This is a genomic window from Fervidicoccus sp. SLHALR4 (assembly GCF_058692745.1).
Genome location: NZ_CP182483.1, coordinates 821509 through 846483, shown reverse-complemented (window position 1 = coordinate 846483; position 24975 = coordinate 821509). Strand labels below are relative to the sequence as shown.

29 protein-coding genes are annotated in these 24975 nt (G+C 46.6%); 10 read left to right on the top strand and 19 right to left on the bottom strand.

Annotated elements, in window-relative coordinates; genetic code table 11:
- Nucleotide 1: 1 nt before the first annotated feature.
- Genes ACLGLO_RS04505 through ACLGLO_RS04495 form a run of 3 tightly spaced genes read right to left on the bottom strand, consistent with a single transcriptional unit; the run spans nt 2 to nt 3013 of the window.
- Entirely contained in the window at nt 2-1297 is a 1296-nt protein-coding gene (locus ACLGLO_RS04505) for a UbiD family decarboxylase (protein ID WP_492127737.1), read from the bottom strand.
- Entirely contained in the window at nt 1209-2426 is a 1218-nt protein-coding gene (locus ACLGLO_RS04500) for a Clp1/GlmU family protein (RefSeq protein ID WP_492127736.1), read from the bottom strand. The genes ACLGLO_RS04505 and ACLGLO_RS04500 overlap by 89 nt, the downstream gene beginning before the upstream one ends.
- On the bottom strand, nt 2423-3013 hold the full coding sequence (locus tag ACLGLO_RS04495; RefSeq protein ID WP_492127735.1) for a hypothetical protein: 591 nt from the start codon (nt 3011-3013) through the stop codon (nt 2423-2425). Before ACLGLO_RS04495 ends, ACLGLO_RS04500 begins: the two co-directional genes overlap by 4 nt.
- An 85-nt stretch (nt 3014-3098) precedes the next feature.
- On the opposite strand from ACLGLO_RS04495, the gene ACLGLO_RS04490 reads away from it, so the two are divergent.
- Nucleotides 3099-3698: an RAD55 family ATPase gene (locus tag ACLGLO_RS04490; RefSeq protein ID WP_492127734.1), complete on the top strand. Its 600-nt coding sequence runs from the start codon at nt 3099-3101 to the stop codon at nt 3696-3698.
- Nucleotides 3680-4201 (top strand): CDP-2,3-bis-(O-geranylgeranyl)-sn-glycerol synthase, encoded by a 522-nt coding sequence (locus ACLGLO_RS04485; protein ID WP_492127733.1) that lies wholly within the window; start codon nt 3680-3682, stop codon nt 4199-4201. The genes ACLGLO_RS04490 and ACLGLO_RS04485 overlap by 19 nt, the downstream gene beginning before the upstream one ends.
- Here ACLGLO_RS04485 and ACLGLO_RS04480 read toward each other — a convergent pair.
- Genes ACLGLO_RS04480 through ACLGLO_RS04465 form a run of 4 tightly spaced genes read right to left on the bottom strand, consistent with a single transcriptional unit; the run spans nt 4182 to nt 5702 of the window.
- Nucleotides 4182-4355 carry an RNA-protein complex protein Nop10 gene (locus tag ACLGLO_RS04480; protein WP_492127732.1) on the bottom strand — a complete coding sequence of 58 codons (174 nt, stop codon included), beginning with the start codon at nt 4353-4355 and terminating at the stop codon, nt 4182-4184. The genes ACLGLO_RS04485 and ACLGLO_RS04480 overlap by 20 nt on opposite strands.
- 13 nt (nt 4356-4368) lie before the next feature.
- Nucleotides 4369-5163 (bottom strand): translation initiation factor IF-2 subunit alpha, encoded by a 795-nt coding sequence (locus ACLGLO_RS04475; RefSeq protein WP_492127731.1) that lies wholly within the window; start codon nt 5161-5163, stop codon nt 4369-4371.
- A gap of 53 nt (nt 5164-5216) precedes the next feature.
- Complete coding sequence (locus tag ACLGLO_RS04470; protein WP_492127730.1) at nt 5217-5417, bottom strand: 30S ribosomal protein S27e; 201 nt, start codon at nt 5415-5417, stop codon at nt 5217-5219.
- Nucleotides 5418-5702 carry a 50S ribosomal protein L44e gene (locus ACLGLO_RS04465; protein WP_492127729.1) on the bottom strand — a complete coding sequence of 95 codons (285 nt, stop codon included), beginning with the start codon at nt 5700-5702 and terminating at the stop codon, nt 5418-5420. It lies immediately after the preceding gene.
- A 322-nt stretch (nt 5703-6024) separates the two neighbouring features.
- On the opposite strand from ACLGLO_RS04465, the gene ACLGLO_RS04460 reads away from it, so the two are divergent.
- From ACLGLO_RS04460 to ACLGLO_RS04430, 7 genes are all read left to right on the top strand, one after another.
- Nucleotides 6025-6633 (top strand): DUF2067 family protein, encoded by a 609-nt coding sequence (locus ACLGLO_RS04460; RefSeq protein WP_492127728.1) that lies wholly within the window; start codon nt 6025-6027, stop codon nt 6631-6633.
- 162 nt (nt 6634-6795) lie between these two features.
- Nucleotides 6796-7098: an RpoL/Rpb11 RNA polymerase subunit family protein gene (locus tag ACLGLO_RS04455; RefSeq protein WP_492127727.1), complete on the top strand. Its 303-nt coding sequence runs from the start codon at nt 6796-6798 to the stop codon at nt 7096-7098.
- The gene (locus tag ACLGLO_RS04450; RefSeq protein WP_492127726.1) at nt 7067-7387 is read left to right on the top strand and encodes a hypothetical protein; all 321 of its coding nucleotides are present in this window, start codon (nt 7067-7069) and stop codon (nt 7385-7387) included. The genes ACLGLO_RS04455 and ACLGLO_RS04450 overlap by 32 nt, the downstream gene beginning before the upstream one ends.
- Nucleotides 7384-7728, top strand: coding sequence for a transcription factor S (locus ACLGLO_RS04445; protein ID WP_492127725.1), 345 nt, complete (start codon nt 7384-7386; stop codon nt 7726-7728). The genes ACLGLO_RS04450 and ACLGLO_RS04445 overlap by 4 nt, the downstream gene beginning before the upstream one ends.
- A 148-nt stretch (nt 7729-7876) precedes the next feature.
- Nucleotides 7877-8611 (top strand): DNA polymerase sliding clamp, encoded by a 735-nt coding sequence (locus ACLGLO_RS04440; protein WP_492127724.1) that lies wholly within the window; start codon nt 7877-7879, stop codon nt 8609-8611.
- Nucleotides 8589-9728, top strand: a complete 1140-nt coding sequence (locus ACLGLO_RS04435; RefSeq protein WP_492127723.1) for a DNA primase small subunit domain-containing protein — start codon at nt 8589-8591, stop codon at nt 9726-9728. Before ACLGLO_RS04440 ends, ACLGLO_RS04435 begins: the two co-directional genes overlap by 23 nt.
- A gap of 6 nt (nt 9729-9734) precedes the next feature.
- Nucleotides 9735-10145, top strand: a complete 411-nt coding sequence (locus tag ACLGLO_RS04430; protein ID WP_492127722.1) for a hypothetical protein — start codon at nt 9735-9737, stop codon at nt 10143-10145.
- 211 nt (nt 10146-10356) lie between these two features.
- Here ACLGLO_RS04430 and ACLGLO_RS04425 read toward each other — a convergent pair whose 3' ends face one another.
- From ACLGLO_RS04425 to aspS, 12 genes are all read right to left on the bottom strand, one after another.
- Nucleotides 10357-11136, bottom strand: a complete 780-nt coding sequence (locus ACLGLO_RS04425; RefSeq protein ID WP_492127721.1) for a 4-phosphopantoate--beta-alanine ligase — start codon at nt 11134-11136, stop codon at nt 10357-10359.
- Nucleotides 11137-11397: 261 nt separating this feature from the next.
- Nucleotides 11398-12687 carry an HsdM family class I SAM-dependent methyltransferase gene (locus ACLGLO_RS04420; RefSeq protein ID WP_492127720.1) on the bottom strand — a complete coding sequence of 430 codons (1290 nt, stop codon included), beginning with the start codon at nt 12685-12687 and terminating at the stop codon, nt 11398-11400.
- Nucleotides 12688-14047: 1360 nt separating this feature from the next.
- A complete protein-coding gene (locus ACLGLO_RS04415; protein WP_492127719.1) occupies nt 14048-15169 on the bottom strand; it encodes a hypothetical protein in 1122 nt (373 codons plus the stop codon).
- An 882-nt stretch (nt 15170-16051) separates the two neighbouring features.
- On the bottom strand, nt 16052-16747 hold the full coding sequence (locus ACLGLO_RS04410; RefSeq protein WP_492127718.1) for a phospholipase D-like domain-containing protein: 696 nt from the start codon (nt 16745-16747) through the stop codon (nt 16052-16054).
- A 250-nt stretch (nt 16748-16997) separates the two neighbouring features.
- Nucleotides 16998-17861: a pantoate kinase gene (locus ACLGLO_RS04405; protein WP_492127717.1), complete on the bottom strand. Its 864-nt coding sequence runs from the start codon at nt 17859-17861 to the stop codon at nt 16998-17000.
- Nucleotides 17848-19116 (bottom strand): bifunctional phosphopantothenoylcysteine decarboxylase/phosphopantothenate--cysteine ligase CoaBC, encoded by a 1269-nt coding sequence (coaBC, locus tag ACLGLO_RS04400; RefSeq protein ID WP_492127716.1) that lies wholly within the window; start codon nt 19114-19116, stop codon nt 17848-17850. The genes ACLGLO_RS04405 and coaBC overlap by 14 nt, the downstream gene beginning before the upstream one ends.
- A 114-nt stretch (nt 19117-19230) precedes the next feature.
- On the bottom strand, nt 19231-19842 hold the full coding sequence (locus ACLGLO_RS04395) for a hypothetical protein (RefSeq protein ID WP_492127715.1): 612 nt from the start codon (nt 19840-19842) through the stop codon (nt 19231-19233).
- Nucleotides 19793-20083, bottom strand: a complete 291-nt coding sequence (locus tag ACLGLO_RS04390; RefSeq protein WP_492127714.1) for a hypothetical protein — start codon at nt 20081-20083, stop codon at nt 19793-19795. The genes ACLGLO_RS04395 and ACLGLO_RS04390 overlap by 50 nt, the downstream gene beginning before the upstream one ends.
- Before the next feature lie 255 nt (nt 20084-20338).
- Nucleotides 20339-20908 carry an exosome complex RNA-binding protein Csl4 gene (locus ACLGLO_RS04385; RefSeq protein WP_492127713.1) on the bottom strand — a complete coding sequence of 190 codons (570 nt, stop codon included), beginning with the start codon at nt 20906-20908 and terminating at the stop codon, nt 20339-20341.
- A 6-nt stretch (nt 20909-20914) separates the two neighbouring features.
- Nucleotides 20915-21544 carry an METTL5 family protein gene (locus ACLGLO_RS04380; protein ID WP_492127712.1) on the bottom strand — a complete coding sequence of 210 codons (630 nt, stop codon included), beginning with the start codon at nt 21542-21544 and terminating at the stop codon, nt 20915-20917.
- On the bottom strand, nt 21538-22575 hold the full coding sequence (gene dph2, locus ACLGLO_RS04375; RefSeq protein ID WP_492127711.1) for a diphthamide biosynthesis enzyme Dph2: 1038 nt from the start codon (nt 22573-22575) through the stop codon (nt 21538-21540). The genes ACLGLO_RS04380 and dph2 overlap by 7 nt, the downstream gene beginning before the upstream one ends.
- 149 nt (nt 22576-22724) lie before the next feature.
- Complete coding sequence (gene aspS / locus ACLGLO_RS04370; protein ID WP_492127710.1) at nt 22725-24050, bottom strand: aspartate--tRNA(Asn) ligase; 1326 nt, start codon at nt 24048-24050, stop codon at nt 22725-22727.
- Between the two features lie 170 nt (nt 24051-24220).
- Between aspS and ACLGLO_RS04365 the strand changes: the two genes are divergently transcribed.
- Complete coding sequence (locus ACLGLO_RS04365) at nt 24221-24967, top strand: PAC2 family protein (RefSeq protein ID WP_492127709.1); 747 nt, start codon at nt 24221-24223, stop codon at nt 24965-24967.
- Nucleotides 24968-24975: the final 8 nt, after the last annotated feature.

The window sequence follows — 24975 nt, the reverse complement described above, 5'->3', positions numbered from 1 at the left end:
CCTACTCACCAGGGATTCTTGCTCTTTCGAATGTGAACGGTGCATTCAGCGGCTTCGTAGCATCCAGCCCCATCTTCGCAGTTGTGCCGTCCTCTGCACTGGGATCAAGAGTTGAGCCTCTGGCTCTATTTATTACGATCAAGTCCTCTGAGGCTTGAAATCTCGTAGCTATCGCCCACTCCACTTGAATAGGGTCATCCGGATCTACATCTGAATCAACCACTACTACATGCTTGAGGCTCGGATGAGCGCCGAAGGCAGCCAGAATGGCGTTCTTCCCGTCCTCATCGTGGTTCTTCTCAATTGATATGACTGCGTGGAGCCAACCCCCACTCGCAGGCGTCAGCCTGACCTTGCGCACTTTTGGAACAACGGAGCTGACTGACTTCCATATCTGGGCTTCTCTGCTGATTCCCATGAGCAACTGATGCTCACCGCCTCCGGGAAGTATAGCATGGCTCATCCTTTCACCATGCTTCACAGCCCAAATTTCCCTGATCAATATCAGGGGCTGCTTTCTCACCCTGTCGTAAGTGCCCATTATATCAACGAACGGCCCCTCATCCACAAGCTCCGGAGTTATCTCTGCCTCTACAATGTAAGATGTTCCTAAGGGGACAGGGTTCCCGTGGAGAGGGCTCCTGACGACTTTCAATTTTTGGCCTGTGAAGTTTGGGATGAGAGTGAACTCGAAAGCATCAAAAGGAGGAGATATGGAGGCCGAGAGCTCCACTACAGGGTGAGCTCCTATTAGAATTGTCACCGGAGTGTTCTCTCCCCTTTTGAGCCTATCCTCGTAAACTCTGTAGAGGTGCCTCGGCACTATCCTCGCGACAGCCCTTCCAGAATCTATAACCTTAATTCTGTGTATGCTTGCATTGTGGGACTTTCCAGTGGAAGTCACTATAATCGATGAAGTGTAGTAGTATCCTCCATCCTTTTCATAGTACTTCAGAGCTCCAAGGGAATCGAAGCCTACGCTCACCCTTTCATAGTGATCCTCCAAATTTTCATATGAGAAAACCTCGCTCTCTTCATGAGTGCTTTCTGTGACGAGGTTGTACAGCTCCTCTAGAAGAGAAAGACCCAGAATATTGAGCATCTTCTGCCTCGTCTCGAAAAGGTTTGAGACTATCAGGGGGTGAGATTTCTTCCCCCTCACGAGAACTGCTCTCCTGCCCTGCTCCCTCTTGATAAACAGGGGGATCTCATGCTCCTCGCTGTACTCCCTTTCCCTGTCTTCGTACCTGCTCTCCACCCTTCTGAAAGCTTCTTCTAAGCTCAGAACTCCTTCCACTCCCTGCACCTCCAGAGGCGATTTCGATCAGTCTATTGTCTGCCAACTTTATATACCCAAATTGAATAATCTTGACTTCCCCCATATAATCTGTCTTTATGAGAAGCTTCTCGCCGTCTCTCACGGCCGCGATTATTCCCGCACCGCTTGCCCAACCATCTGGAGATACCAGAGCGCAGAGCATGTTCTCCAGCCTTTCCGATAAATCTCCAATGCTTGCTTCACTGACATCGATTATTCTGCCTCTATCCATCAAGCTCACAGAGCTCAAGCTGATCTCTCTCGTCCTCTCGGAAGCAACAAGGTTCAGAACTTTATCGCTCTTTATGAGGATCCTCTCCTCTCTGCTTCTAACAGCCCTTTTTGGAGGGCTCTTCAGAAATACCGCTTCAGCTTCTCCCTCGATGATCCTTTTCAGACCTCCGCACTCATTCTGACAAATTACGACGGAGAAGTCCGCCATTAGGCTGTTTATCAGTCTGTACTTGTAGCTGTAGCTCCTCAAATCAGCAAACCATCCATCAGTGTCTACTATCAATATGCTGTCTCTGTAGTGCTGAGAAAGCTTCATAGCTCCAATTATTATATCGCTCTCTATGCCTGCTGGAGACAGCTTGCCTACGAAGTAGAGCTTCTCCCATCCTATATCCCTCGGCCATATGCTCTTGACGCTGTACTTGCCAGCTGCAATGAATCCTGGAAATCCTATGGTGTTCTGGCCAGGGTCTGCATCCAGAATAACGGGAACTGACCCTCTCTTTAGAAGTGAGTTTCCGAGCATGGTTGCAAATGTGGTTTTCCCGCTGTCAGTTTCTCCAAGTATAACGATCTTGCACCGGGCTTTTGAAATGCACTTCTCCGCGATCTCCTCAGCTCTCCTTTTCCACTCCTCGTATGACGCGATGTCCTGCTCTTCAGCATTGTCTAATGAAGAGGTGGCGGACAGCGTTACGTCCAGAGAAGTGTGGGGAAGCACTTTCACTGTATAACTGCGGCTCAAGTGCATCAGAACGCTCTCTCCGCGGAAAAAGCTGGCACCGTTTATTTCAATGGATCCTTCTTCTACTCTAATTTTGGCTGCTCCCTTTATCCAGAAGTACTTGGTCTCATCGCCGCTCTGAAGCTTCATGCGAGCCTCCCTTTTTTGAGTATAGACTTAGCTGCTCTGATATCTGGATCTCTCTCATCTTCAAGCGAATTTTTAGTAGTTCCGAATTCGTCCACGATTTCAACGGCCGCATCCAGATCCATCAGTATTTCCCCGGCGATTTTCCAAACTGCATCGGAGCTGTTCCAGCTACCAAGCCTGACGATCATTTTTTCATGAGGGATGAGCGCGATATCCTTCAGAGCTCTTCCGAGCCTCTGAGTTGGGATCTTTCCCTTGAGCAAAAGATCGCCGTCGCCTGAAACTACGAATGCTGCAAAGGAACCTAGGTCTATTCCGACTGAAATCTCTTTGAACTCCGCTTTTCCGTAAAGTCTTGGGAAAAGCTCCATAATGAGCCTTTTTCCTGGTTCGGAAACCTGTATCCTCTCGCACTCTCCAGATATCATTCTCATTCCTCTTTCATCGCAGAGAGCAACCTCATCCTTTGAGCAGAGAAAAGGAGCTGAAGCTGGCACTCCGTAGCTCACTCCGTAGCTCTTCAGCTCTTCAGTTAACACGTAGAACCTGACCGGATCGACTACTGCCAGAAGCAGCCTCTTCTTCAATTCATCATCCTTTCTTCTCTTTGTATAATAAATAGCGATAATCAAGATTATTAATTTAATTTGACCTATCCATAGGGAGATCGTGATGTCGAGAGGAATCAACTGCTGGGAGAAGCTGCTGGAAGAGACGTTTCCCGGAAACAGAGGATTCTCCGTGATATACGGTGAGGCTGGGGCAGGCAAGACTTCTTTTTCGCTAACTTTCACAGCAGTAGTCGCTGGGAAATCGCTATACATAAACACGGAAGGGAGCCCGACCTTCGAGAGGGCGATGCAGGTTGGGGTGCCCCCCAGTGTGGAGTTTTCAGAAGACGTGGATGAGTGGGGAATTATTTACGATATTCTCAGGGCTTGGAATTCGAAGGAGCTAGTCGTAGTGGACAGCATCAACAGTGTGTTCAGAGTCTCTGCTTCTTTCGATATAGAGAGGGCTTACAGAGCTTTCTCGTTCACCTGTGCTCTCCTGAAGCAAATGTCAAAAAAAGCAATGATTTTAGCCACTGCACAGGTCAGCCTCTCTGGAGAAGCCCCGAGCGGTGAAGATGTTCTTTCCTACTACGCTACATCGATGGTAAGGTTATTGAGGGAAAAAAGAAAAGAAGAGGGGATAGTTGAGGTCAATGGAAAGGTGTTCGGCAGGTACAGAATAACTGGCGGTGGGTTTGAATGGATATCGTGCGTATAGTGGCTGATTTTTTCGTGATCTACCTCCCAGCCATGGTCGCCAACGGAGCTCCGGTTGTTATCTCCAAGTTTGTGAAAGTTCATCCTATAGATATGGGGAAAAGCTGGAGGGATGGAAGGAGAATTCTCGGCGACGGGAAGAGCTTCGAGGGTGCGTTGGGGGGGATACTGGCTGGAGAGATCACCGCTCTAGTGATAGGAGCGATGACCGATATGCTACCGAAGGTTTTGCTGACAGGCGGTTTGGGATCAGTTGGCGCTATACTGGGAGATCTGACGAAGTCATTCTTCAAGCGGAGGTTGGGCTACGAGAGAGGGAAAAGCCTGCCTCTGGCGGATCAGCTTGACTTCTTCCTCGGGGCCACTGCGGCGATTTTGCTGTGTCCGAGCTGCCTGCATCCTTCTCTAGGGTCCTTCTTGTTGGGACTTGTGCTGATACCTCTCTTGCATGTCTCCACGAACATCCTGGCATATAAGCTGGGCCTCAAGAGCGTGCCTTGGTAGAAGACTTAGCTCGAATTCTGTATGCTACATATTTGTCAACCGGAGAGAAGCGGGGAGGATGAGGTATTTTCACAGGACCCCCGCAGTATGGGCATCTGTCTGTGCTCAGAGTATACTTTCCACAGTTCGCGCATTTCCTCATGAGCCATCTCAATTTCGATCAGCGCTCAAGCCTTCTCTCTAATGAATTCGAATTCGACTTTGTTCTTCTGAGCCTCTTTTTCGGCATCCTGTATAGTTTTCTCCAAGAGACGCTCTCCGCTTTTATAGTCTGAAGTAATGAGCTCAACTCTATATCTGGGGGAGCCTATCGTATACACGTTTATCTTGACCTGATCTCTTCCGCTTTCCTTCACTTTGAGGAGAACCTTTCTTATCCTCTCGACGCCGTCAGATTCATAGGATCTTAAAGTCAGAATCCCGGAGATTTTCACCTGCTTGATCTGAATGTGCTTAACTGCTTCTTCATAAAGGGGGGTTATCCATTCTTCCTTGACGCCTGCTCTTCTCAGAGCTTCAGGTCCCTCCAAGACTGCTGCTTCAAGCCCAGCATATATCTCCCCATAGTAATCTTCAAGGGGCCACCCTGCTTCTTTATATGCGCTGTCTAAGGACTTTCCCAGCCTCTGAGCTGCCATAAGAAGAATCTTTTCCGCTCTCTGGTTCCTCTTGTACCACTGCATCTTCTTCTTTTTCTCGGTATCATATACTCTTTTCAGGCTGACATCAACCTGTCCCTTCTGCCTGTTTACTCTTATCACCTTGACAACTATCTTCTCCCCCTGTCTTATCACATCCTTGACGTCCCTCACCCACTTCGAAGCCACTTCGCTCCAAGGGAGATAAGCTCTCATGTTGTTGTATTCATCAAGCTCAACATAAGCACCGTAATCGAATATCTCCTTGACTGTCGCTACCACCAGTTCATTTGCTTCTGGAAACTCTTTTCTCGCCCTGACCATTTTCCATCTCTTCCTTCAAAATATGTTAAGTATAAAAAGTTCGAGAAGGTGTTTTACCCTACAACCTTGATGAACTGGGCCTGCAGCATAGCCCTGCCGCCTGTTGGTCTGACCAGCTGATTCCCGCATATTAGGCATCTGACTGGGAAAGTAGCATGTGAGAAAACTACCTGTTCGTTTCCGCAGTTAGGGCATCTTATCAAGATGAATTTGGTTTTTGGCTCGGGTATGGGAATCTTGGTCTTCTTCGCCAATCAGGCCACCTCCGTTATTTCGAGCTTCTTGAGCCTTATTCCTTTTCTGTGAGTTATGTAGCCGCACTCACTGCACTTCAGCTTGAGCACCTGCTTCTTAGTTGTCTTCGCGAATCTCTTCTGCTCAGGCCTCCTCTTAGAACCATATCCTTCCTGCTTCCTTCTGTACCTTCTCTCTCCGATCGCCAGCTTTCTTCTCTTTCCTCCCTTGTATAGCATTACTGTATGTAGCGTGTGCTTCTTGCATCTGGGGCAGTAAGTCCTTATCTGTTTGGGAACTTTCAATCTGCTTCCCTCGTGCTACAGTGATCTAGCATCGATACTTTAACTTCAGCTTTTTCATTATTATCTGGAGGGTTTAAATAGATATTTCTGTTCATATCTGCCTTTAGCAGAAGCTCACATGAGCGATGGGTCGGTTCGATGGATTCGTTCTGGAACGGGTTTGGTGCAGATATTGAAGCTTACTCGCCTGATAAGAATATTTGTTCGGTTCAACCGCTGGGTACCTGGTCTTTCTTTTGAATGCACAAATATATTAGGTAAGGTTTTTGATATCATTAAAAGCCGAAGTGAACTGCTAACCTCCAAGGGGAATATCCTGGTTATGGTGAAGAGGAAGATCTTGATTAGAATACCTGAAAAAGGAGATACCGAGAGGCTCTTAGAGGAAGTTATGGCAGCCATTTCGGCCCAAGAAGCCTTCTACAGAGTCAGGGGAAATGTTCTGGAGCTCAGAATTACTGGAGATCCCGTCAGCGTAGAAAGAAGCATCGAAGCTGTGAAGAGGATAGTTTCAAATGCATTGCCAGGTCCACTTAAGAAGGGGAATACCGTTGTCAACTTGGCACAGTCTTCGAAAACTCTCGGCTACCCAGTACCGATAGATGCCTTTGTGTACTTGCTCAGCCTCTACAAGATTAAGAGCATTCGAAAAGACGATGAGCTGATAATAGAAGAGAACCCCGATAGAGTGCGCGAGATAGCAGCAGAATTCTTTGACAGATTGAGAGCTTCTAGAAGCATTGCAAAGGGAAAGGCGGCTGAACTTGTGGCTCTGTTGAGTATGTTCTTCGATGCACTTCCGGAAGATGTGCTTGAGGCAGGAAAAGAGGCTGGAGTGCTGGAGGATGAGGAGGGAAAGGCGAGGCTCGTAGTTGGGTGGGAGAAAGCCGTTCAATCGATCTCCACATTGCTTGAAGCTCAAGAAGAATAATAGAAAGGCGTTAAATATAATCTGAACCTCTTCTTTCCTAGATTATGAAGGTTAATCATGTAAAGTTAAAAAGGGATGACTGGAAATGTTTTAGTATTGTCTAAGGCATCATGGTTGTTTTTAAGAAATTTAACAGCAAGTGCTGTGGAGGATAGAGGAAGGATGTCTGAAAGCATTGCATATAATGTGAGAAAGAAGACCGATACTGAATTGGAACTGGAAATCATCGGAGAAGACCACACCCTTGGAAATCTGCTGGCGAAGAGGATCTTGGAGCAGAAGGGTGTTTTGATATCGTACTACAGAATTGAGCACCCGCTGAAAGGAAGCGTAATAATTTACGTGAAAACGGATGGAACCGTCTCTCCAATTGAAGTGATGAAAAACGCTATCGATGATACGATAAAGATAGTCGATGTTCTAGGTGCCGAAATTGAAGAAAAGCTCAAAAGCACTAAAGCCTGAGAGCAGAGTGATGGAGCTCCTCATTCACAGAGGCTATGCGGTTGGCTTTGTCCTGAGAGGGGATATGATAGAACACTTTCTGCTTGACTCCTTCAATGATCACTTTATTGAGAGACTTGGGGAGAGAGATTACATTAAGGAAGTGAGAAAAGTGCTCATCAAAGGAAAGGGAACCGAAGGGCTGGTGGAAAGGCTTGGAGCAGAAGCAGTTCAGGAGCTGCCTCATGAGAAGATCCTTTTGAAAGCTTTGGAAGAATTTGAATCGCTTTTGAGCGGTGGTGGCAGATGAAGTTCTGCCCGAAATGCGGAACATTGATGCAACCGAGAAAAGTGGGAGGGAAGAGCGTCTTAGTCTGCCCCAAATGCGGCTATACCGAAGAAGTCAATTCATCTCCATCAGCATACAAGCTGTCCAATAAGATAAAGCACACAGCAAAGGAGAAGTCAATCGTCATTGAAGATGGTAAAATTCCGGAAACGCTTCCGAAACTCAAAGATGTTGTATACTGTCCTAAGTGCGGTTACAACGAAGTGTATTATTGGACCATGCAGACAAGGGCTGCTGATGAGCCTCCAACGAGGTTCTACAAATGCGTCAGATGCGGGTATGTCTGGAGAGAATATGAGTGAAGTTCTTCTTTTTTTCAACTCTCCACAATGTCTGCTCTGAAGGATCGTCCCACATTTGCTCCTTATCGCAACAAAGATCAGAAAATGGTCAGGTTTAATAATCAGATGAGAGATAACTCATCTGAAAAAAAGCGGAAGATGATGTCCGATGAGGCTAAAGTTTTCGGAAGCATCGCTGTGGAAAGAAGTAATAAGTGGAGCTAGCAAGTTAGTCAAGGAGATAACGCTGACTGCTGAGGAAGGAGGGGTAAAGCTGAGGGCCCTGGATCCCAGCCATGTAGTCCTCGTAGACATATTCTTTCCAAAGGAATCCCTAGAGGAATACGAAGCCGGCGGGGAAAGCTTTGGCCTGGACTTGGAAGAGTTCGTCGAAATCATCAAGAGAGCTAGAAAAGATGATTCCCTGCTGCTCGAGCTGAATGGAGATAAGCTGAAGGTCAGCTTCTCTGGCAAATTGCTGAGGGAGTTTACGGAGCCTACTACTGAGCCTACATTCAAGGATCTCCCCGAACCCAAAATTGACCTGAAGGCGGAAATCAGAGCGGTTCCAAGCATCTTGAGGGAGTCAATCGAAGATGTCGAGATACTGAGCGATAGCGTGACATTTGAAACGAATGGGGAAGTCTTCAGGGCAATCGGTGAGAGCGAGATAGGAACGGCTGTAGCAGAGCTGAAGTCTGGCGAAGAAGGTATCATATCTGTGAACTCTGATGGAGAGCAGAAAAGCACGTACGGTATAGAATATTTCATCGACTTGCTTGGTCCAATAAAGAGCGCCGAAGTAGCCATCCTGAGCTTTTCCACCGATATGCCCGCGAAGTTAACTCTAGAACTTCCACAGGGAGCTAGGTTGGTTGCTTTTGTCGCGCCGCGGACTGCCTAGAGAAAAATCGTTCACCTGGATAAGGAGGAGGCTATCAGAGTACTACTCAAGCGCTGAGCTGGAGCTACCGGACAATATTTCTTCCAGAGAATTCGCTGTTCAGCCCATCGGCGCCCAGTCCTATGTGAGGCATTTGTCATTCAGAAGCGAAGCTGAGCTGAGAGAATACTTAGTCAAGAACCCTCCTTTGCATCTGTACTACTCCTCTGCGCGTTATCTTTTTCCAGAAGTGAAAAGCATGGAGAGCAAGGGTTATTTTGGGAGCGAGCTGATATTCGATATAGATGCAGATGAGCTGCCTGACTGCCGAGCCATGGAGCAGATGCATGTTTGTCTCGATTGCGGCTACCTGATGTACGGCAATAAAATTAAAAAATGCTTGAAGTGCGGCAGCCAGAACGTGGTTGAGGCCTCTCCCATTCCTGATGAGTGCGTGAAAAAGGCCGGGGAGGCTGCATCGCAGCTCGTCAGAATACTGAAAAGGGAAATGGGATTTGAAGACGTCAAGATATACTTTTCCGGGAACAGGGGCTTTCACATCAGGCCTCTCTGCAACGACGCTTGCCTCAAGCTAAGCAGCGAGGAGAGGAGGGAGATCGTGGACTATATAAAGGGAAGCGGTTTGGATGTTAAAAGGCTCACCGGCTTTGGAAAAAGAGATTGGCTGATACCGCATCCTGATGATCCAAGCTGGAGAGGAAGGATAGGGAAAATAATCTACGAAAAGCTCGGCTTGAATCCGAAAGAGCATTTCACCTGGGAAGAGGTGGGGAACAGAATCGATGAGAGCTTGTTGCAGTCTTTCATAGAGTCCGCCGCTGTAGCGATAGACGAGAAGGTAACAGTAGACGTGCACAGGCTCATCAGAATTCCGGGGTCTATAAACGGCAAGCTCGGTCTTCCAGTCATACGGTTGGCAGAGGAAGAGCTCAGCGATTTTTCAATCAGGTGCGACCTATCCCCCTTCAAGGAAAAAGTCAATGTGAAAATGAATGTAGACATGCTAGGAAAGAAAATCATGGGAGTTGAGTTGAATGCATATAAGGGAGAAGAGATAGAGATCCCTGGATGTCTTGCCTTTCCATTTATCTTGAAGGGTATAGCTGATGCGGGATGATTCGCTATGGAAGAAGATATCGCCCTAATGCTCACCAGGGCAGCAGAGAAAAAGCATGCCGACCTGAACCTCATAAGAAAAAGGCTACTGAGCGAGATCTCCGAGATCTGCTATCAAGATGGAATCCCGAGGAACGCAGAGAAATTTAACGATCTGTGCGTCGAAGCAATAGAGAGAGGAGAAAGGCTTTTGGAGGTTCTGGGAAAAATTATTCTTGGGGACGAAGAAGCGTCGAAAGCGGCAACTCTCTCTTCGACCATCAAATATTCCTCGGAAAAGAGTGTTGCCTGGCTTATCACTTTCGAAGGAGATTCCTACAAAGTATTCACGGCTCCGCTCAATAAAGCAACACATATGATAGCATTAGGCGAAGCGAGAACCATTCCCGCATTCAGGCTATCAATAATGAAGAAATAGAGCCGTGAGCTGGAGAGAAAAGCTCACGTTTTTCTTTAGAAGGCAGGGCTCTTTCCTTCAAACTACATTTTCTACCGCAAATTTTGCGGTTTTCTTCTTCTGAGCATTCCACCGTCTATTCTAGCATTAATACGCCACGTCGACATAGTTATTCAAGGATGAAGAAGTTCGGCGGGGCTTTTTTCCGAGGAGCAGTTTGAAAGTGAAAAATTCACTTCGAGCTTCGCTTTAGCGATTCCGATTCCTCTTTCAGTCTGCCCAGGATATATGCTATGTATTTGGAGAGCTGCATGGAATTGTCGTATGCTGAGAAAGCTTCTCTGAGCCTTTCCCTATCCCATCCCTTCATCTCCCTCGCTCTTTCCACCATCAAAGGCAGGGCTCTTGTTACATTGTCCATTATGGTGATGCTCGCCTTCCTGGCAGTTCTTGAAAAGGGGTTAAGGTCAACTGCTATAACTGTCTTCCCCATAGCTCTCAGGAATTCTGTCCTGTCGCCGTCTTCAAGCATAACCAGGACGACATCAGCTTTCAGTATTCCCCTAGGATCGACTTTTCTCCTCTCGCTTTCGAGACCAGGCACTCCTTCTACCACGTTCTCTCCAAGGACTTCATCTGCTCCGTGCTTCTTCAAATGCTCTACTATCTTCCTGACCCTCTCTTCAGTTCTGTAGAAGAGGTTAACCTCTATTTTTGCTCCCGTCTCTCTTGAAAAGTCTACTATCTCCTTCGGAACGAGGGCTGCCGTGTTTCCGTTTACAGAAATGATAGGATATTCTGCCAGCAGAATAGCTGCCACCGCCGCATCAATGGCCTCCTGAGCTTCAGGAATCGTTTTTTCTCCTATTATGTAATCGAAGGCTTCGCCTCTTCCGTGAGCTATTAGCCCCTGAGGAACTACCAGTCCTTCTCTGAATCCCTGAACTATTTTTTCCCTCTCCATCAAGCTTCTATAGCGGGGGTGGCTTTTCGGTATGTTGAATTCCTCCAAATCTCTACACCCTCATCCTATAACTTCAGAGATAAATTGATTTCTGGAGATAATTATCCTCCTTAAGTTATTAAAGGATACATTTCTTTCAACGTGTTTAGTTTTTAAGCCTTCATTATCGTATAAGACTCTTGGAGCGGGGAGCCCAGGAATCTCTGACCTTCTTAGATACAATGCAGATGACAAATGTGAACCTGTGCAGATGCAGGGAACTTGTGAATTGCTCGAATAGAATCTTTTCCCTTTAGGGCCGGGAGAAGGTCAGAATGCAAAGATACTTTTTATTTCCAGCGGTATGAGGTTTTCCAGCTCTGATTTTGATACTTGGGTGTTCCCTACCAGCTCTCTGATCACTCCCTGTGTCTTGTCAGAGTTCAATTGTCCAACTATCTCTTGTAGCTCCTCTATTGTCGCTCTTGGTGGCGGGTAGATTACGTTTACGTGGTTCTCTGCTACGAAGAGTGTGCCTGGGGGTATAAGGGCGGCTTCGAGCAGTGCCCTGCTTGGATGCCCAACTATGCGTGTAGCAACTATGGCTGGACCTTTATCGGCTTTATCAGCTGGATATACTATGTACTGTGGCTTGCTGGGGTTGTTGTTTAGCACTAGTTCTCCCTTCTTTATATTGTGTGACCATATTAGTAGGATGCCTTTCTTGGGATCGTTTGTAAGCTTATCTCTGTTCTGATTCCAAACTATCTTTCCGGTTTGAACCCGGTAGCCTAGTTCACGCAGAGTAGTTGAGTTCTCGAAGACTTTCCCCAGGAACTCATAGTTTTCACTAAATACCAAGCGGTCTCCACGTTTGAAAACATGTCTGCCGGTATTCCTATCTTTCCTTAAGACGAGGAGCTGGAAAGTGTGGTTAACCTTATATGCGGGGTCGGAGAACACATATGCGTCATCTATTCTCTTAAGATATGCTATATCAGCGTTTTCAACAATGAATCCTCTCAGCTTTCTGAAATAGGCTCCATTATTCATCGAGGATGAAACCACGTAAGCCAAGTAGCCCCCCGGCTTCAACAGATTAATCCCTAGGTAGATGAAGAGGGCATATATGTTGACGCGACCGCTCACTATCTCCCTGTAATTCTCCCTAATCTCCCTCGGCGGCTTAAACTCGAAGTAAGGCGGGTTGCCGATGACTACGTCGAACTTCTCTTCGAAAGGTGCCAGCAGGCTATCTTTAATCTCTACTTTGGCTTCAGGTATTAGTTTCTTAGCGGTGTCTGCTACCTCTGGATCTACTTCCCAGCAGTAAAGTTCTGGCTCCACAAAGTAATCTTTAGCTGACAGCAAGAACTCCCCAGTTCCACAAGCAGGATCTAGAACCCTCGGCTTAACGAGTCTTGGAAGTCTAGATAACAGCTCTTCACGCAGTCTCCTTGGAGTAAAAAACTGACCTAGAGAAGCCCTTTTGTCCGCATTAGCGCTCATAATATACCTCACAGTCTCAGGGTGAAACTCATCTATCCCAGTCCACATACCCCCAGAAGAGTGCTTAAGCATATTTCTAGCCCCTCTTTCTAACAGGAATCTATCTGTCATTCTAAAGTACACTCTATTTCATCTCCCTTACCTCAAGAATCTTCATAACCTCTCTTGGGGCAGCAGGCATATATTACCCATCCCATCCATATTTGTGCCCATCCATATTTTGATCATATTTCATAACTTTTAACTACTTTTAATCCCCTGTATGCTATTATGTTATGCACTGGCCATGTGTCTATCTAAACCTTTCTCTCTCATTACTTGTCTATGGGTATGGGTAAACGATCCGATGAGGAGGCAGATGTAAGGAGAAGCCTAGCTCTACGAGCACTCATTTTTCGCTTAAGAGATTCCAGTAGAGGGGTGAGGAGGTCTAACCGATAAAGTTAGGCTCCAAAAGAGCGCGGGTAGAGTGCTGATAGGGGTAATGAAGGCTAGTCACTAAAAGTAACCAGAAGTATTTAGAAGTGACGATGAAGCCAGAACCATATCGATTTGAAGAAAGTCAAGGAATACAGGGAGATAAATGTTTTAAAATACAACTCTTCTAAGCAACCCCCTTGACTATTCGATTAAGCATGGATTAAATTTCTAACACTCTGGGAGCTTACGCTCTATGCTTTTATCGGGATCTTTAGAGATATGCCAAACTCTCTCGAAAGCATAATATAATGAGAAGTCGATTGTGGAACATTGTTCCACTTATTAGCCCAAAGCAGGATTTCATGCGTAAAGCATACGAGCAAGACGGCGGGAGGTAGGGCGGGATTCTTGTCCGTGAAACAGCATGTGAATGTAGTAATCTCATCCAGGATATTCTAAAAGAGGTTCTTGAGGAAGAGTATAGGTTAACGAAGGACTTGAAAACCAGCCCCTCAGGTTCTATCCATCGCTTCCTCTTACCAGCTGCGGCAAGAGCATAGAGTTCTACAACAATAGCATCTTTATCTACTTTCCCTCGTTCGGATTCCACCATATTCCTGGGTATAGCTACTCCTGAAGCGAGCCTTGTATTGATGGTGAGAGATAGCAGTTCAGAATTATACAGCCTTCCAGATCCACTATATTTAACGTTGCAGGTTCTTCCCAAACTTTTTGGGTGCTTTCAAGCCAATTAGCCATATAGTTAAATCCGCTTTTCTTAAGCCTACTTAGCAGTGTAGCATATATGAATTCGCCTCTGCATTACTTCCTAGCTTCCTAGATTAACCCATGCTTCCTAGATTAACCCATTTCCAAGGCTCCTTGGAATTCTCTATAGCTTCCTTTGAGGTTTTACCAAAAGTTTTCCTAGAACTATTCCTAAGAGTTTATAAAAATAAACAATTCCGCATATATTTAGTTTTCATCATAAGGCACTCATCTTCATAGGAAGACGGTTGAAAACAAGCTTTTTTTAAAAAAAAGATTTTGTTCAAGAGGAACTGACCCAGAAGACTCTCGTGTCTAGGTAGCTACTATCGCCTAGGCTTACTATCCTTGCTTTATAGCCTGGATACCAGGAACCTGCTCCGATTATTAGGATGGCTTCAGGAGCGGGGGCTTTGGTGACTCCAAGCGAAATACTTACATCGGGAAAGTTTACCCCCACACTGAAGATGTATGTGCTACCTCCCGTAACGTTGATTCCTCGGAAATCGTTTTGTAATACATCGCGATATACTGCTCCGCTAACCGGCTGGCCGTCCCAGCTGTACTGAACTCTGTTGTAGCTTCTGGGGTCGTCGGAGGTGTCAACTGCAGTTATAACCTCCATATAGATATCCCGACCAATCACATAAGAGTGCTGGTACTTGATTTCAAACTGTAGTTCTATAATCTGTGGGCTACCATTGAACCAAGAGCTCCATATAGGTGAGTCGACGGTTATTTCTACATATCCTCCATCGTACCAATAACCACTGGGAGTATATGGGGACCTATACTTCGTCTGTACCCTTATCTTGCAGCCTGCTGGATATTGGTACTGGGCAGATATGTTGTAGTTTGTTGAAAACCTCAGCACTGGGGTGTACTGGTACCGCTCGTCCAGAACTAATGTGTAATCTGGAGAGGGGGGATAGTTGCGTATTAACTGCTCAGAGGCTGAGCTGCTCTTCGGGATGCTGTGCGCCACCACAGAAACCATCTTCTGCGTGTTGGAGTCCTTTCCTGGGTCCACCGCGAAAGTGTAGAGACCGATGTAGGAATCCTTCTCCACCACAGCCATCAGGTTAACCGAGCTGTATACGTACTCTGCTCCTCTCTCAGTCTGAACTATCCTCTTTAAATCGGCAGGAAGGCCTGGGATGAATGAAGCTACTCCTGCGGAATTTGAGTACCTCGTTCCTATGAGCTTCCAACCGTTCTCGGTCATCATGTAGAGGTATACCTTTGCATTGGGGAGAGGAGAACCGTCGTCGCCCTCCGCCTTAATGTATATCTCCTGTGGGTATGTCCCCGGGTAGTTCTCGGAAGCAGTGGTGCTCCAAACAGGAGGGGCAGCAAAAGTCATAAGGATGAGGGCTAAGACTAGCAGGGAAACATAATTTGCCATAATTCTTCCCCAATTTTTTTACTGTATTGCAATGATATAAAGATGGTGGAAATTTTAGTATATAACTTTAATATAAAGCCACAGTTCATCGAACCATCTCACAATCTCGAATGCCTTCTGGCTGGCTTGCGCCTGCAGCGCCTCCCGGTTATTGCGAGAAGAAGCCTCGTATATGTCTCGAAGCCAACCCTTCCCTTAATTAGACTTTGGCATATTTAATGTCAACATCCTTCCCTTTCCATCCTTTCAACTTTCTGTCGAAGAGGCTCACTTCTTTTCACCTATATCACATTTTTTCATTCGAACTATTTTTAAGGCAATACAGAATTAATGGCCCCCCGCTTAGCCTTTCTGCCCTGGTCTCAAATCTACGACCGCAGAAAGCATACAAGAATCGCTCATTTTATTGATCACGTCTGCCTAGTTTAGTTCTATTTTATATATATGTTATACTTTTTTCAAAAAATTGATCGCTTAAACTTCTTTTGCCTTTTCGAGAGAGCAAGAAAAACAGGAGATCTTCTTGGGAGGTCTTCTCGCAACTTGAGGCAAAGCCGGGCTTTTAGGCCGTCTTTGAACTTGGGTTCGAAAAAGAAGGAAGGGTTATTTAGGGATATATTTACCTGCTAATGAGGGGGGAGCTGTGCCTGTGCGTTAATCCCAAGTTAATTTTATCCCAGCCATGTTTAAGGAGCGATCGATCCATCTTTTCTTTGATCAACCCCCGGTTTATGCGTAGGGGGCGGTTTCTCGAGTACGAATGCCGTAGGGAGTCGAGAAGCGCCCGGTTTCGCAAGCTTGGGCTTTTCCATTAATACTATTGGGGGGATTTTCTTTTTTCCTTGAGCAAAGACTTCGATCTGATATCTTTTAGTCCAATATTCAAAGTTCGAGGAGTCGGTTAGCCATCCTTGGCTTACGTCTTCTAGGGGCCATCCACACGTTTGTCCCTATCTCATTCAGTTCTACCCTCTTGAAGTCTTTTATTGATTCAAGCGTCCTCGATATGTTTTCTACGAGCTCTGGGCTTTTTACCCAGCAAAGCACCTCCAAGTTCCTCTTGACTCCTGCAGTAGTTAGGTTTGGGGACCCTACACCTAGCATGTCATCTACTACATATAATTTGGCATGAATCATCTTACCTGGCTCTACATGGTATACCTGCAGGTTTTGATCTCCAAGCTGGGAGACGTAGTAGACTCTATATCTATCTATTCCTCTTTCGAATAGAATCATGAATCCTATTAACGACATCATTATTAAAACAGCAATAAACATAGCCGCTATAAACCCTGCGACGATGAGGATTAAGCCTACGATTTTAGCAAACCTGCTTCCACGCCTCACCAGCTCTCTTTCTGGTGTGATGAGTCGCTTAAGAGCTTCACGATGCGTAGGAGTTAAATCATCAGTAGTAATTAACCTAACATCCACATCTCTAGATCTAGCCTCCAGAAGTATAGGGATAAACTCTTTTGAAACCCATGGTGACACTATCCAAAGCCTCCTCTCAGCTTTCTGAAACTTCCCTACTAAAAACTCCTCCAAATCCCTACCAACCCTAACTTCAACACCCACACCAATCCACCAAACACTTTAATGAGGTCCTATAATATTAAAGACAGATCTAAAGCATCCCGCAAAATATGATGCAGTTCGCACCAAAGGAACTTGATATGTCTTGCTCAGCTCAAAAACTGCAGGAATCCTTGCTCCTCTGCTCTAGAAGAGCAGATTGGCGGGTAAAAATACCCGCTAACAGCCTCCGCTAACTCTCTTTTCATCCTCGTAAAAATAGCTTTGAAAAACGACAGGAAAGAAAGGTTTTTCAGAACGTGAAGCGAACACCTGTTTCAAGGATCCTGTGGATCCTCGCATTACCAAACTTCCCCTTAAGCCTTTCGGCAGCTTCAGCAGCATCTCCCTTTTCGATGACTGCGACCACCAGCCCTTTTTTCACGAAGTAGCCGATTGCGCTAGTTCCTTTCAGGATTTCGAAAAGTTCTCTATCGAGATCCTCGCTCATCATACCAGTCTTCAGGCTGAATTCTCTGCCGATCTCAACTATTTTTTCCAGCGATGGCTCTTCCAGGAATGATCTGAAGGATTCTTCTCCTGCCTTCTCGATGACGCTTTGAGTGGAGTTAAGCATATCTGCGGTCTTCATTCTCGATACTACAGATGTCACTATCCTGTACTTTTCAGTATTTACCACTAGGCTGTCAACTGTTGAGAATCCAGGGGCTCCGGGAGTCAGCCTGACAACCACTCCTCTTCCTCCGCATATGGCGCTGACATCTCCAAGCCCGCTTCTCGATTCCACTTCAGCTATGTGAGCTAGCCTGCAGATCTCTCCCAGCATGGGGCTTTCAGAAGCGTGAACTGAAACAGCAAAGGAATAAGAGAGCGACAAGGTTGCGCTGACTGAATAGCCAACAGAGTGGGGAAGGGGATCTCTATATGTGAAGTTCACCGGCCTCTTTAGGCCCATTCTCCTCTCTATTTCTCTGACCTGCACCGGCTTCCTCTTGAAAGGAAACCCGCTACCTGGGTAGCAAGACTTAGCATATGGAGATATCAAAAAGCCAGCGCCTACAGAGCCGGTTTTCAACGGATCGCTGTCGTAATACGGAAGCCAGAAGGCAGAAATGTGATGAGCTGCTTCGAGGCACTTCTCTCTATTTTCTTCCAAACTTAATATCCCTCACAACATCGAGGATCTTTCTCGCTACAATGCGCTTCAGCGTCTTTTCAATCTTCATCGTTTTTCCTTCCCTGGTGATCACTATTGCTTCGTTGTAATCGCTGGAAAAGCCTATGTCTCTTCTTGAAACGTTGTTTGCAACGATAGCATCGGCATTGTACTTCTTCAGCTTTGCTTCCGCCGCCTTCACCAGCTCCTCCTCGCTTTCCGCTGTCTCAGCCGCAAAGGCAACCAAAATTGATCCTTTCTTCCTTCTGCTTACTTCCTCCACTACTTTAGGAGTTGGCTCAAGGGCAATGTTCAGGACAGAGGAGCTCGGTATTTTTTTCTCAACAGAATATGTCGGCCTGAAGTCTGCTGGTGCAGCCGCCATTATTATCGCATCAGGCGAGAATGCTCCCATCTCGCTCAAAACTGCGTTAAGCAGCTCATCGGTCGTCTCAACGGGAGTCCTGCTTTTCACCGCTTTCAGCTCACTTGCTGAAACAGGGCCATGGATAAGTGATACCTCGGCACCTCTGTACATAGCTTCAAGAGCTATTGAAATCCCCATCTTTCCAGAGCTAGGGTTGCTGATGAATCTCACCGGATCTAAGTATTCTCTTGTAGGGCCAGATGTCACGAGAATCTTCATGCCGCTCAAGTCTTTCCCCCTAGTCAGGAGGGCTTCCATATGCCAGGAGAGCTCCCAGCCTTCAGGGAATTTTGCCTTATCTCCCTCAATGATCGGGTCGTGGAATATCACTCCATATTTCATGAGCCTCTCTCTGCTTTCGGCGAACTGGGGGGATTTCATCATTTGGATGTGCATAGTAGGCACAACGACGACAGGCTTTCCGGCGCCCATGAAAGAGAGAGCTACCAGCGTCACAGGAGAGTCCGCTATTCCGTACGCCAGCTTGGAGACCGTGTTTTCTGTTGCTGGCGCTATAAGCATGGCATCGCATGCCTCCGAAAGTGCTATGTGGCCTACTTCTCCGCCGAACCTCTCAGCGTAAACAGGGTTCCCTGTTGCCCATTCAAACAGCGTGGGGGAAACGAGCCTTGCCGCTTCTTCGCTCATAACAACATGCACTTCTAGACCATTCCTCATCAGGCTCCTAGCGACATCTATCGTTCTGTAAATGGAAACGCTCGAAGTAACGCCCAGAACTAAACACTTCCCTGTGAGCTCACTAGACTGCTCCCCGATGATTTTTTTCGACGGATGCTCTATGCCCTTCGCGTTATGCAAGGTGCCCATTCAAATCGATCCGAGGAGGGAAGCTCCTCTCGATGTTCTATACAATAATTGATTAATGATTTTTGCGACTCGCCTTATCTCAGCGCTTCAAACATCATCCTTCGCAGGAATCTCTCAGCCGACAGAAGAGAATAGCTCACATATCTTCTTCACAAATCCATAGAAAATCGGATAGTCGCTGTAATCATACTTGGTGCTCACCAAAGCATAAATCCCATCCTTGAGCTTCATTTCCTCCAAGGACTTTTCGAGCTCGTCTGCTCTCACTCCTGGGATCCTTACCGCTTTTCCTTTGACCGAAAAGACGACAGCAGCGCTTCCTCCCCAATATATTATTTCATCTCTTATAAGCAGGGCATCCCTCACAGTGAGCTTCTTCCCGTCATGAAGTGAAACTCCAACTATGAGGGGATTCTCCCACCCACCAGCAGTTGTGAACAGCCTTCTGATAGTCAAGCATTTCATGGCTTCACTCAGAGAATCCTTCAGCTCCTTCCTCCTGTCTTTAAGTATTAGGAGACCAGCCTCGTTCAACTTCCTGATGGCACTTCTGACTATCTGCTCGGATGAAAACAGAGCTCGAGATATCTGTATCCTTCCAATCTGAGGGTCTGTAGATATCAGGTAGAGGATGGAGAAGAGGACGGCCGGGTTCGATGAGTTGCTACCTTCAGCTTTAGCTTCGAGAACGCTTATTGTCTGACAGATCTCCTTCAGCTGAGGCAAACCACAGCTCCTCATTGACGTATCCTCCGCTTCTGAGTATTTCCAGAGCAATTTCTCTTGAAGTGATTTCCTCACTGCTGAGTATTGCTTTTTTAATGGCTTCCATATTAGCTTTCGTTCTTATCCCATAATCTTCCCACAGCCACTCAACGAGTTCTTCCAGTTTGCCTCTCTTCAGCTTCAGCAGCTCTTCAACGAGCTTTTCTTTTATTTTCTTTTCCCTTTCTCTGTATTTCCACATCTTCGGCCACTCTAGCAGACCCGTGCCTTCTACACTGGGCTATCGTATGCAATGAAGCTCCTTTAAATAATTCTTTACGAATAGTCATTTAAAGCTGTTAGGCTGTGGATCGCAACTGGTTTTCCAGGCCGAAAACTTCTTCCTGACCTCTTTCATGCAAGAAAAATGTTTTCGAAGAGCTTTGAAAAATGCAATAGCAAAAACAAGTGAGGTCAGGTCCTCGAGTATGCTTTGAAGGATCTCAATGAGAGGAAATTAATCGATTGATTTCAGATTTATGTAACTTGAGGCTATCTTTCTCTTTTCCACATTGCCGCATTTTGGACACACCAGCCTGTCGCCATCCCTTCTGAGCGTAGCACCGCAGACAGAGCACGATGCCAGTATAACTCCCAGCGACGGATGCTTGACAGAAAGCTGGAAGGGATTTTCCGAAGAGATCACTCTCGCCTTGATCAAGTCCCCCGGAGCCACATATTCGCTAATATGCCTTCCTTCTCCGCCAGTTTGAGATATGTGCAGAAAGCCTGCTAACGTCCCAGTCAGCGGCTTGAAGTTTCCATCTCTGATTATGTTGACCATTGCAATTTCTCCCTTTATATGGGTCACGTAACCAATGACGGTGTCCTTGATCGATGGAAAGTAGTATCTTGTCGGGACTTGATTTATTCTGATAACTTTATTGAGCAGATCCCTCACAATCCTTCCCAGCAAAGATGCTCTGATGAAACCCTTCTCATCGCTGTACGTTCCAACCGATGGGGTGAACTCTTCAATGACAGCCAGCTCCTCCCCTGGCACAGCCACTTCATCTTTATCCTGCATCCTTACTCACTCCACTAAGTACAGATCGACATCTATTCTCCTGATCCTCGATCTGTGATATTCAAATATTTGCTTTAACTCCATTTTATAGGTTTTGAGAACTGCTGCTTTCCTTCCAATTTTTGCCATTTCCCTGGTGATGTATTCCCTAGTCCTTTCGCTCGAAAGATGAAGGCTGAGGACGTATCGGCAAGCATAAGCGGCGGAATTCAAGAAAATCATATCAGCCCCTTTCCTTACAGTTCCGAAGGGAGGATTCAATATTGCAAGGTTGCAAGCCATTCCCCTAACAGGTAAAGAGGCAGCATCTGCTCTGATGAGCTCTGCTTTCTCTTCTATTTCCAAGTTCGCTAGGTTCTCTTGCTGAACATTGAGGGACTCCGCATCTAATTCCAGCGAAATGCATTTTGAAGCGCCGGCGAGAATGGCAGCTATGCAGAGGATCCCCACTCCTGAACCGAGGTCCAGAACCGTGGCTCCTTCTATCATGTTCATTTGCTTCGCAATCCATATCACGTCGGCAGCGATCCACCCTGGTGTTCTGTGCTGCTCTAAACGCGGATCCGGCTTCTCCTTTCCCCTCAGCCTGTCGAGTATCATTTCGATTTCTGTTTTGCTGAGCCTCTCTCCTACCAAAGGAACCTGTAGACCTCCATCTTTCCTTCTAAAACCGAGAAGGCCTCACCGGGCGTCAGAACCGGTTTCGGTAGCGGAGACTCAGTGAAGTCATCAATAGGTATTCTAGGACAGGAAGTGACGATGTAAGCATCAATATCATCGCTATCGATATTGAGAATGCTATCCCTGCTCAACACACGAGAGGCAAAGAGATAATACTTCATCCCCCTCGAAGAGATCTCCCTCTTCAGCTTTTCAATTATGGATGGCCTGTATTGACCGCTTAGCGTTCCGATGACTATCCCCCAGTTTTTTGAATCCAAGGCTCTGTACATTTCAGCCAATCTCCATTTCAGCCACTTCTCCCTTTCAGCGCTTAAATCGATCACCCTACCTGTGTAGGGATCTAGCTGGAATACAGGACCCTTGAAGACCATAGAAGCTCCGAGAGAGTGAAACAGGCCTCCAGATATCACTATGACTGAATCGGAACCCCTTGAAAGGACAACCGACGAATAATCGCATCCGATAATTTGACCTGGAAGAAGCTTTCCCGATGTTGCGATAATAGGTGAAAATCCTCTCCTCTCTAGTTCTTCCCTTACAATATCCAGCTGCTTTATGTGCTGCACCGTTGCTACAAGGGAGGGTTGCTTGGAACCCGCTTCTCTGAGCTTTGAAACCAGCTGCTCGAGCGATTCCTCCGAGATTTTCCCTCTGTAATATGCAGGCACAAACAGGATCTTAAGGCTTCCATATTCAAGGGGAACTTCCTGGAGAGAGTAGGGAGTATGACCGACGTTCACTAAGGTGTCTGCTCCGATCAAATTGGCCTCACTTATATCGAGGTCGCAGCCTCCGTAGTTCCCGCCCAGGGAAAAGACCACCTCGGTCTCCGGAAGAGAGCTGGAGAGATAGCCAGCTATATAGGAAGAGTAGTGCTTGAGGCCTTCCGGCAGCTGTATGAGAACTCTCCTCGAGCCTTTCAGCTGCTCTGAAAGCTTCTCCAGCTCAAAATCATACGGTAGCTCTTCCAAGCCTGTGTTCAAAAGATCCCCCTCGCCTTTCGAAGTTATCTTGCCGATGGTTAAAAATTACGGAGTTCCTCCCTCTAGAATAGTAAGGTTGTATAAAAATTACGGACATTCTGCTGTTTCCCACCATAGGAGGCTCCAGACTCATAAGCAGAGTTCAACGATCAAGGTGTTATCCTCTCTGGATCTCTGGGAAGCAGTCTGGCTTCTCTTATGTTCTTCAGGCCCAGCATTTGGGCGACCAGTCTTTCCAAGCCCAGTCCGGAACCTCCGTGAGGAGGGGCTCCGTATTTGAATACCTTGATGAAGAAGTTGAAGTTCTCCACCTTAAGTCCTTTCTCTCTTATCTGTTTTTCAAGCACGTAAGCTCTGTGCTCTCTCTGGCTTCCGCTCACGATCTCCATTCCTCTGTATATAAGGTCGAAGCTCTTCGTATAGTTCGGGTCTTCATCCTTCTTCATGGTGTAGAATGGCCTTTTCACCCAGGGATATTCGGTTACGTAGAAAAGCTGGGTTCCGTACTCTCTCTCCACAATATCACCCAAAGCCTTTTCTCCCTCACTGTCTATGTCATTTGGATCCGGCTGCTTAATGCCGTGCTTTTCCAGCAACTTGTGAGCTTCCCTGAAAGTTATCCTCGGAACGTCTTTTGAAGGTTCCAGCGATATCTTGAAGTATTGCTCGATCTCCTTCCCAAACCTCTGGGATACCGTGTTTATCGTATATATGACTGCCTTCTCGACGGTCTTCATAACATCTTCGTGGTCATCAATGAAGCCCATCTCTATATCAACTGATTCATACTCGGTCAGATGCCTGTTCGTGTGATGCTTCTCTGCTCTGTAGACGGGGCCTACTTCAAACACCCTCTCGAAGCCTGCTACAACCATCATCTGCTTATATAGCTGCGGACTCTGAGCAAGATATGCTTGTTTATCGAAATATATAACTGGGAAGACTTCTGCTCCTCCCTCTGTTGCCTCAGCAACTATCTTCGGAGTGAAGACCTCGATGAAGCCGTTGCTTCTGTAGAACTCTCTCATCGCGTTTATGGCAACATCGGTTATCTCAAATATGAGCCTATTCCTAGGTGTCCTGAGATCTAAGAACCTCCAGTCAAGCCTCGTTGCAAGGCTGGTCTTCTCCCAATCGTCTGGGTCTATGGGCACAGGCTTCTCGGATCTCGAAAGAACTTCTATTTCTTCGATGCTTATCTCCTTACCTCCAAGAGATGCCTTGCTCTCCCTCAATACCCCTTTAACGGCAACTACATCCTCAGAACCGAGATCTTTCGCTACAGCATAGCTAGATGGGTTCTGATCTTTCTTTGCAACGCACTGAATCATGCCAGTTCTATCTCTCAGGATAACGAAGGCGACTCCGCCTACTATTCTGACTGAATGGACCCAGCCTGCCGCTAATACCTTTTCTCCTTCCTGCTTTTTTAGTATGCTGGATATGAATTCCCTCTCCTTCAGCGTTAAGGGCATTGGTGCACCACTTTCTTGGAGATTTGTTGGGTTATTCGCAACCTTTAAGTTTCACTCAGTGTGGGCTAAAAACCTTTTCATGATAGCTTAGTTTTTCAATTTTGAGAATGCTGATGGATGTGAGTTTATAAGGAGAGTATACAGATAATTCTGTAGGATGTGAGAGGAAGTTGCTCACCATTATTGAAAAGGGCAGCTTAAAGGAGCTCAAAGGAAAGACGGTGATAATCGGCTTTCCCGGCATGGCATTTGTAGGAAAGGCAACTGCTGAGATCCTGATAAACAAACTCTCTTTAGAAAATGTCGCCGATATATACTCATACGATGCCCCTTCCTCCGTCGTGGTAGAGGAAGGCATAATTCATCTGCCAATAATCAACCTGCACAGTAGAGAAGATATTGATATTGCAGTGCTGACAGCTTCATACCAGCCTCAGTCGGAGGAAGCGCAGAGTAGGCTTGCACATGAGCTCGACAGAAAACTCTCCGAGCTGGGCGTGAGAAAGATAATATCGGCAGCAGCCTACGTTTCTCCAGAAATACCGGAGAAGAGGAGGGTTTACGTCGCTGCCACCGATAAGAGGCTTGTCGAGGAGTTCAGGGAATTGGGATGCACACCAATGGATGGAGGTATTTCCGGCCTCAATGGTCTGCTTCCCGGTCTAGCGGAAGTCTATGGTATGGAAGGGGCCGCCCTGCTGGGAGAAACTGGCGAGCTCTTTGTGGCAGGAGGTATGGTTGACTACCTCTCAGTCGCCGAAGTTCTAAAGGTCATCTCAGCGTACCTGCAGCTCAGCATCCAGCTTGACGATGTAGTGAGCAGAGCCAAGGAAATCGAGGAGAGCATGAGGAAGGCGATCGAGAGAACTGCCGCTGAAGAGGAGAAAAGAGAAAAGGAGCCATCAACGCACATGTAGAAGCTTTC

Coding starts and splice junctions, on each gene's coding strand:
- ACLGLO_RS04500 (WP_492127736.1), bottom strand. CDS start 2,426: ATGAAGCTTCAGAGCGGCGATGAGACCAAGTACTTCTGGATAAAGGGA.
- ACLGLO_RS04490 (WP_492127734.1), top strand. CDS start 3,099: ATGTCGAGAGGAATCAACTGCTGGGAGAAGCTGCTGGAAGAGACGTTT.
- ACLGLO_RS04485 (WP_492127733.1), top strand. CDS start 3,680: ATGGATATCGTGCGTATAGTGGCTGATTTTTTCGTGATCTACCTCCCA.
- ACLGLO_RS04475 (WP_492127731.1), bottom strand. CDS start 5,163: ATGGTCAGGGCGAGAAAAGAGTTTCCAGAAGCAAATGAACTGGTGGTA.
- ACLGLO_RS04460 (WP_492127728.1), top strand. CDS start 6,025: ATGGTGAAGAGGAAGATCTTGATTAGAATACCTGAAAAAGGAGATACC.
- ACLGLO_RS04455 (WP_492127727.1), top strand. CDS start 6,796: ATGTCTGAAAGCATTGCATATAATGTGAGAAAGAAGACCGATACTGAA.
- ACLGLO_RS04445 (WP_492127725.1), top strand. CDS start 7,384: ATGAAGTTCTGCCCGAAATGCGGAACATTGATGCAACCGAGAAAAGTG.
- ACLGLO_RS04440 (WP_492127724.1), top strand. CDS start 7,877: ATGAGGCTAAAGTTTTCGGAAGCATCGCTGTGGAAAGAAGTAATAAGT.
- ACLGLO_RS04430 (WP_492127722.1), top strand. CDS start 9,735: ATGGAAGAAGATATCGCCCTAATGCTCACCAGGGCAGCAGAGAAAAAG.
- ACLGLO_RS04420 (WP_492127720.1), bottom strand. CDS start 12,687: ATGACAGATAGATTCCTGTTAGAAAGAGGGGCTAGAAATATGCTTAAG.
- ACLGLO_RS04415 (WP_492127719.1), bottom strand. CDS start 15,169: ATGGCAAATTATGTTTCCCTGCTAGTCTTAGCCCTCATCCTTATGACT.
- coaBC (WP_492127716.1), bottom strand. CDS start 19,116: ATGGGCACCTTGCATAACGCGAAGGGCATAGAGCATCCGTCGAAAAAA.
- ACLGLO_RS04390 (WP_492127714.1), bottom strand. CDS start 20,083: ATGTGGAAATACAGAGAAAGGGAAAAGAAAATAAAAGAAAAGCTCGTT.
- ACLGLO_RS04385 (WP_492127713.1), bottom strand. CDS start 20,908: ATGCAGGATAAAGATGAAGTGGCTGTGCCAGGGGAGGAGCTGGCTGTC.
- aspS (WP_492127710.1), bottom strand. CDS start 24,050: ATGCCCTTAACGCTGAAGGAGAGGGAATTCATATCCAGCATACTAAAA.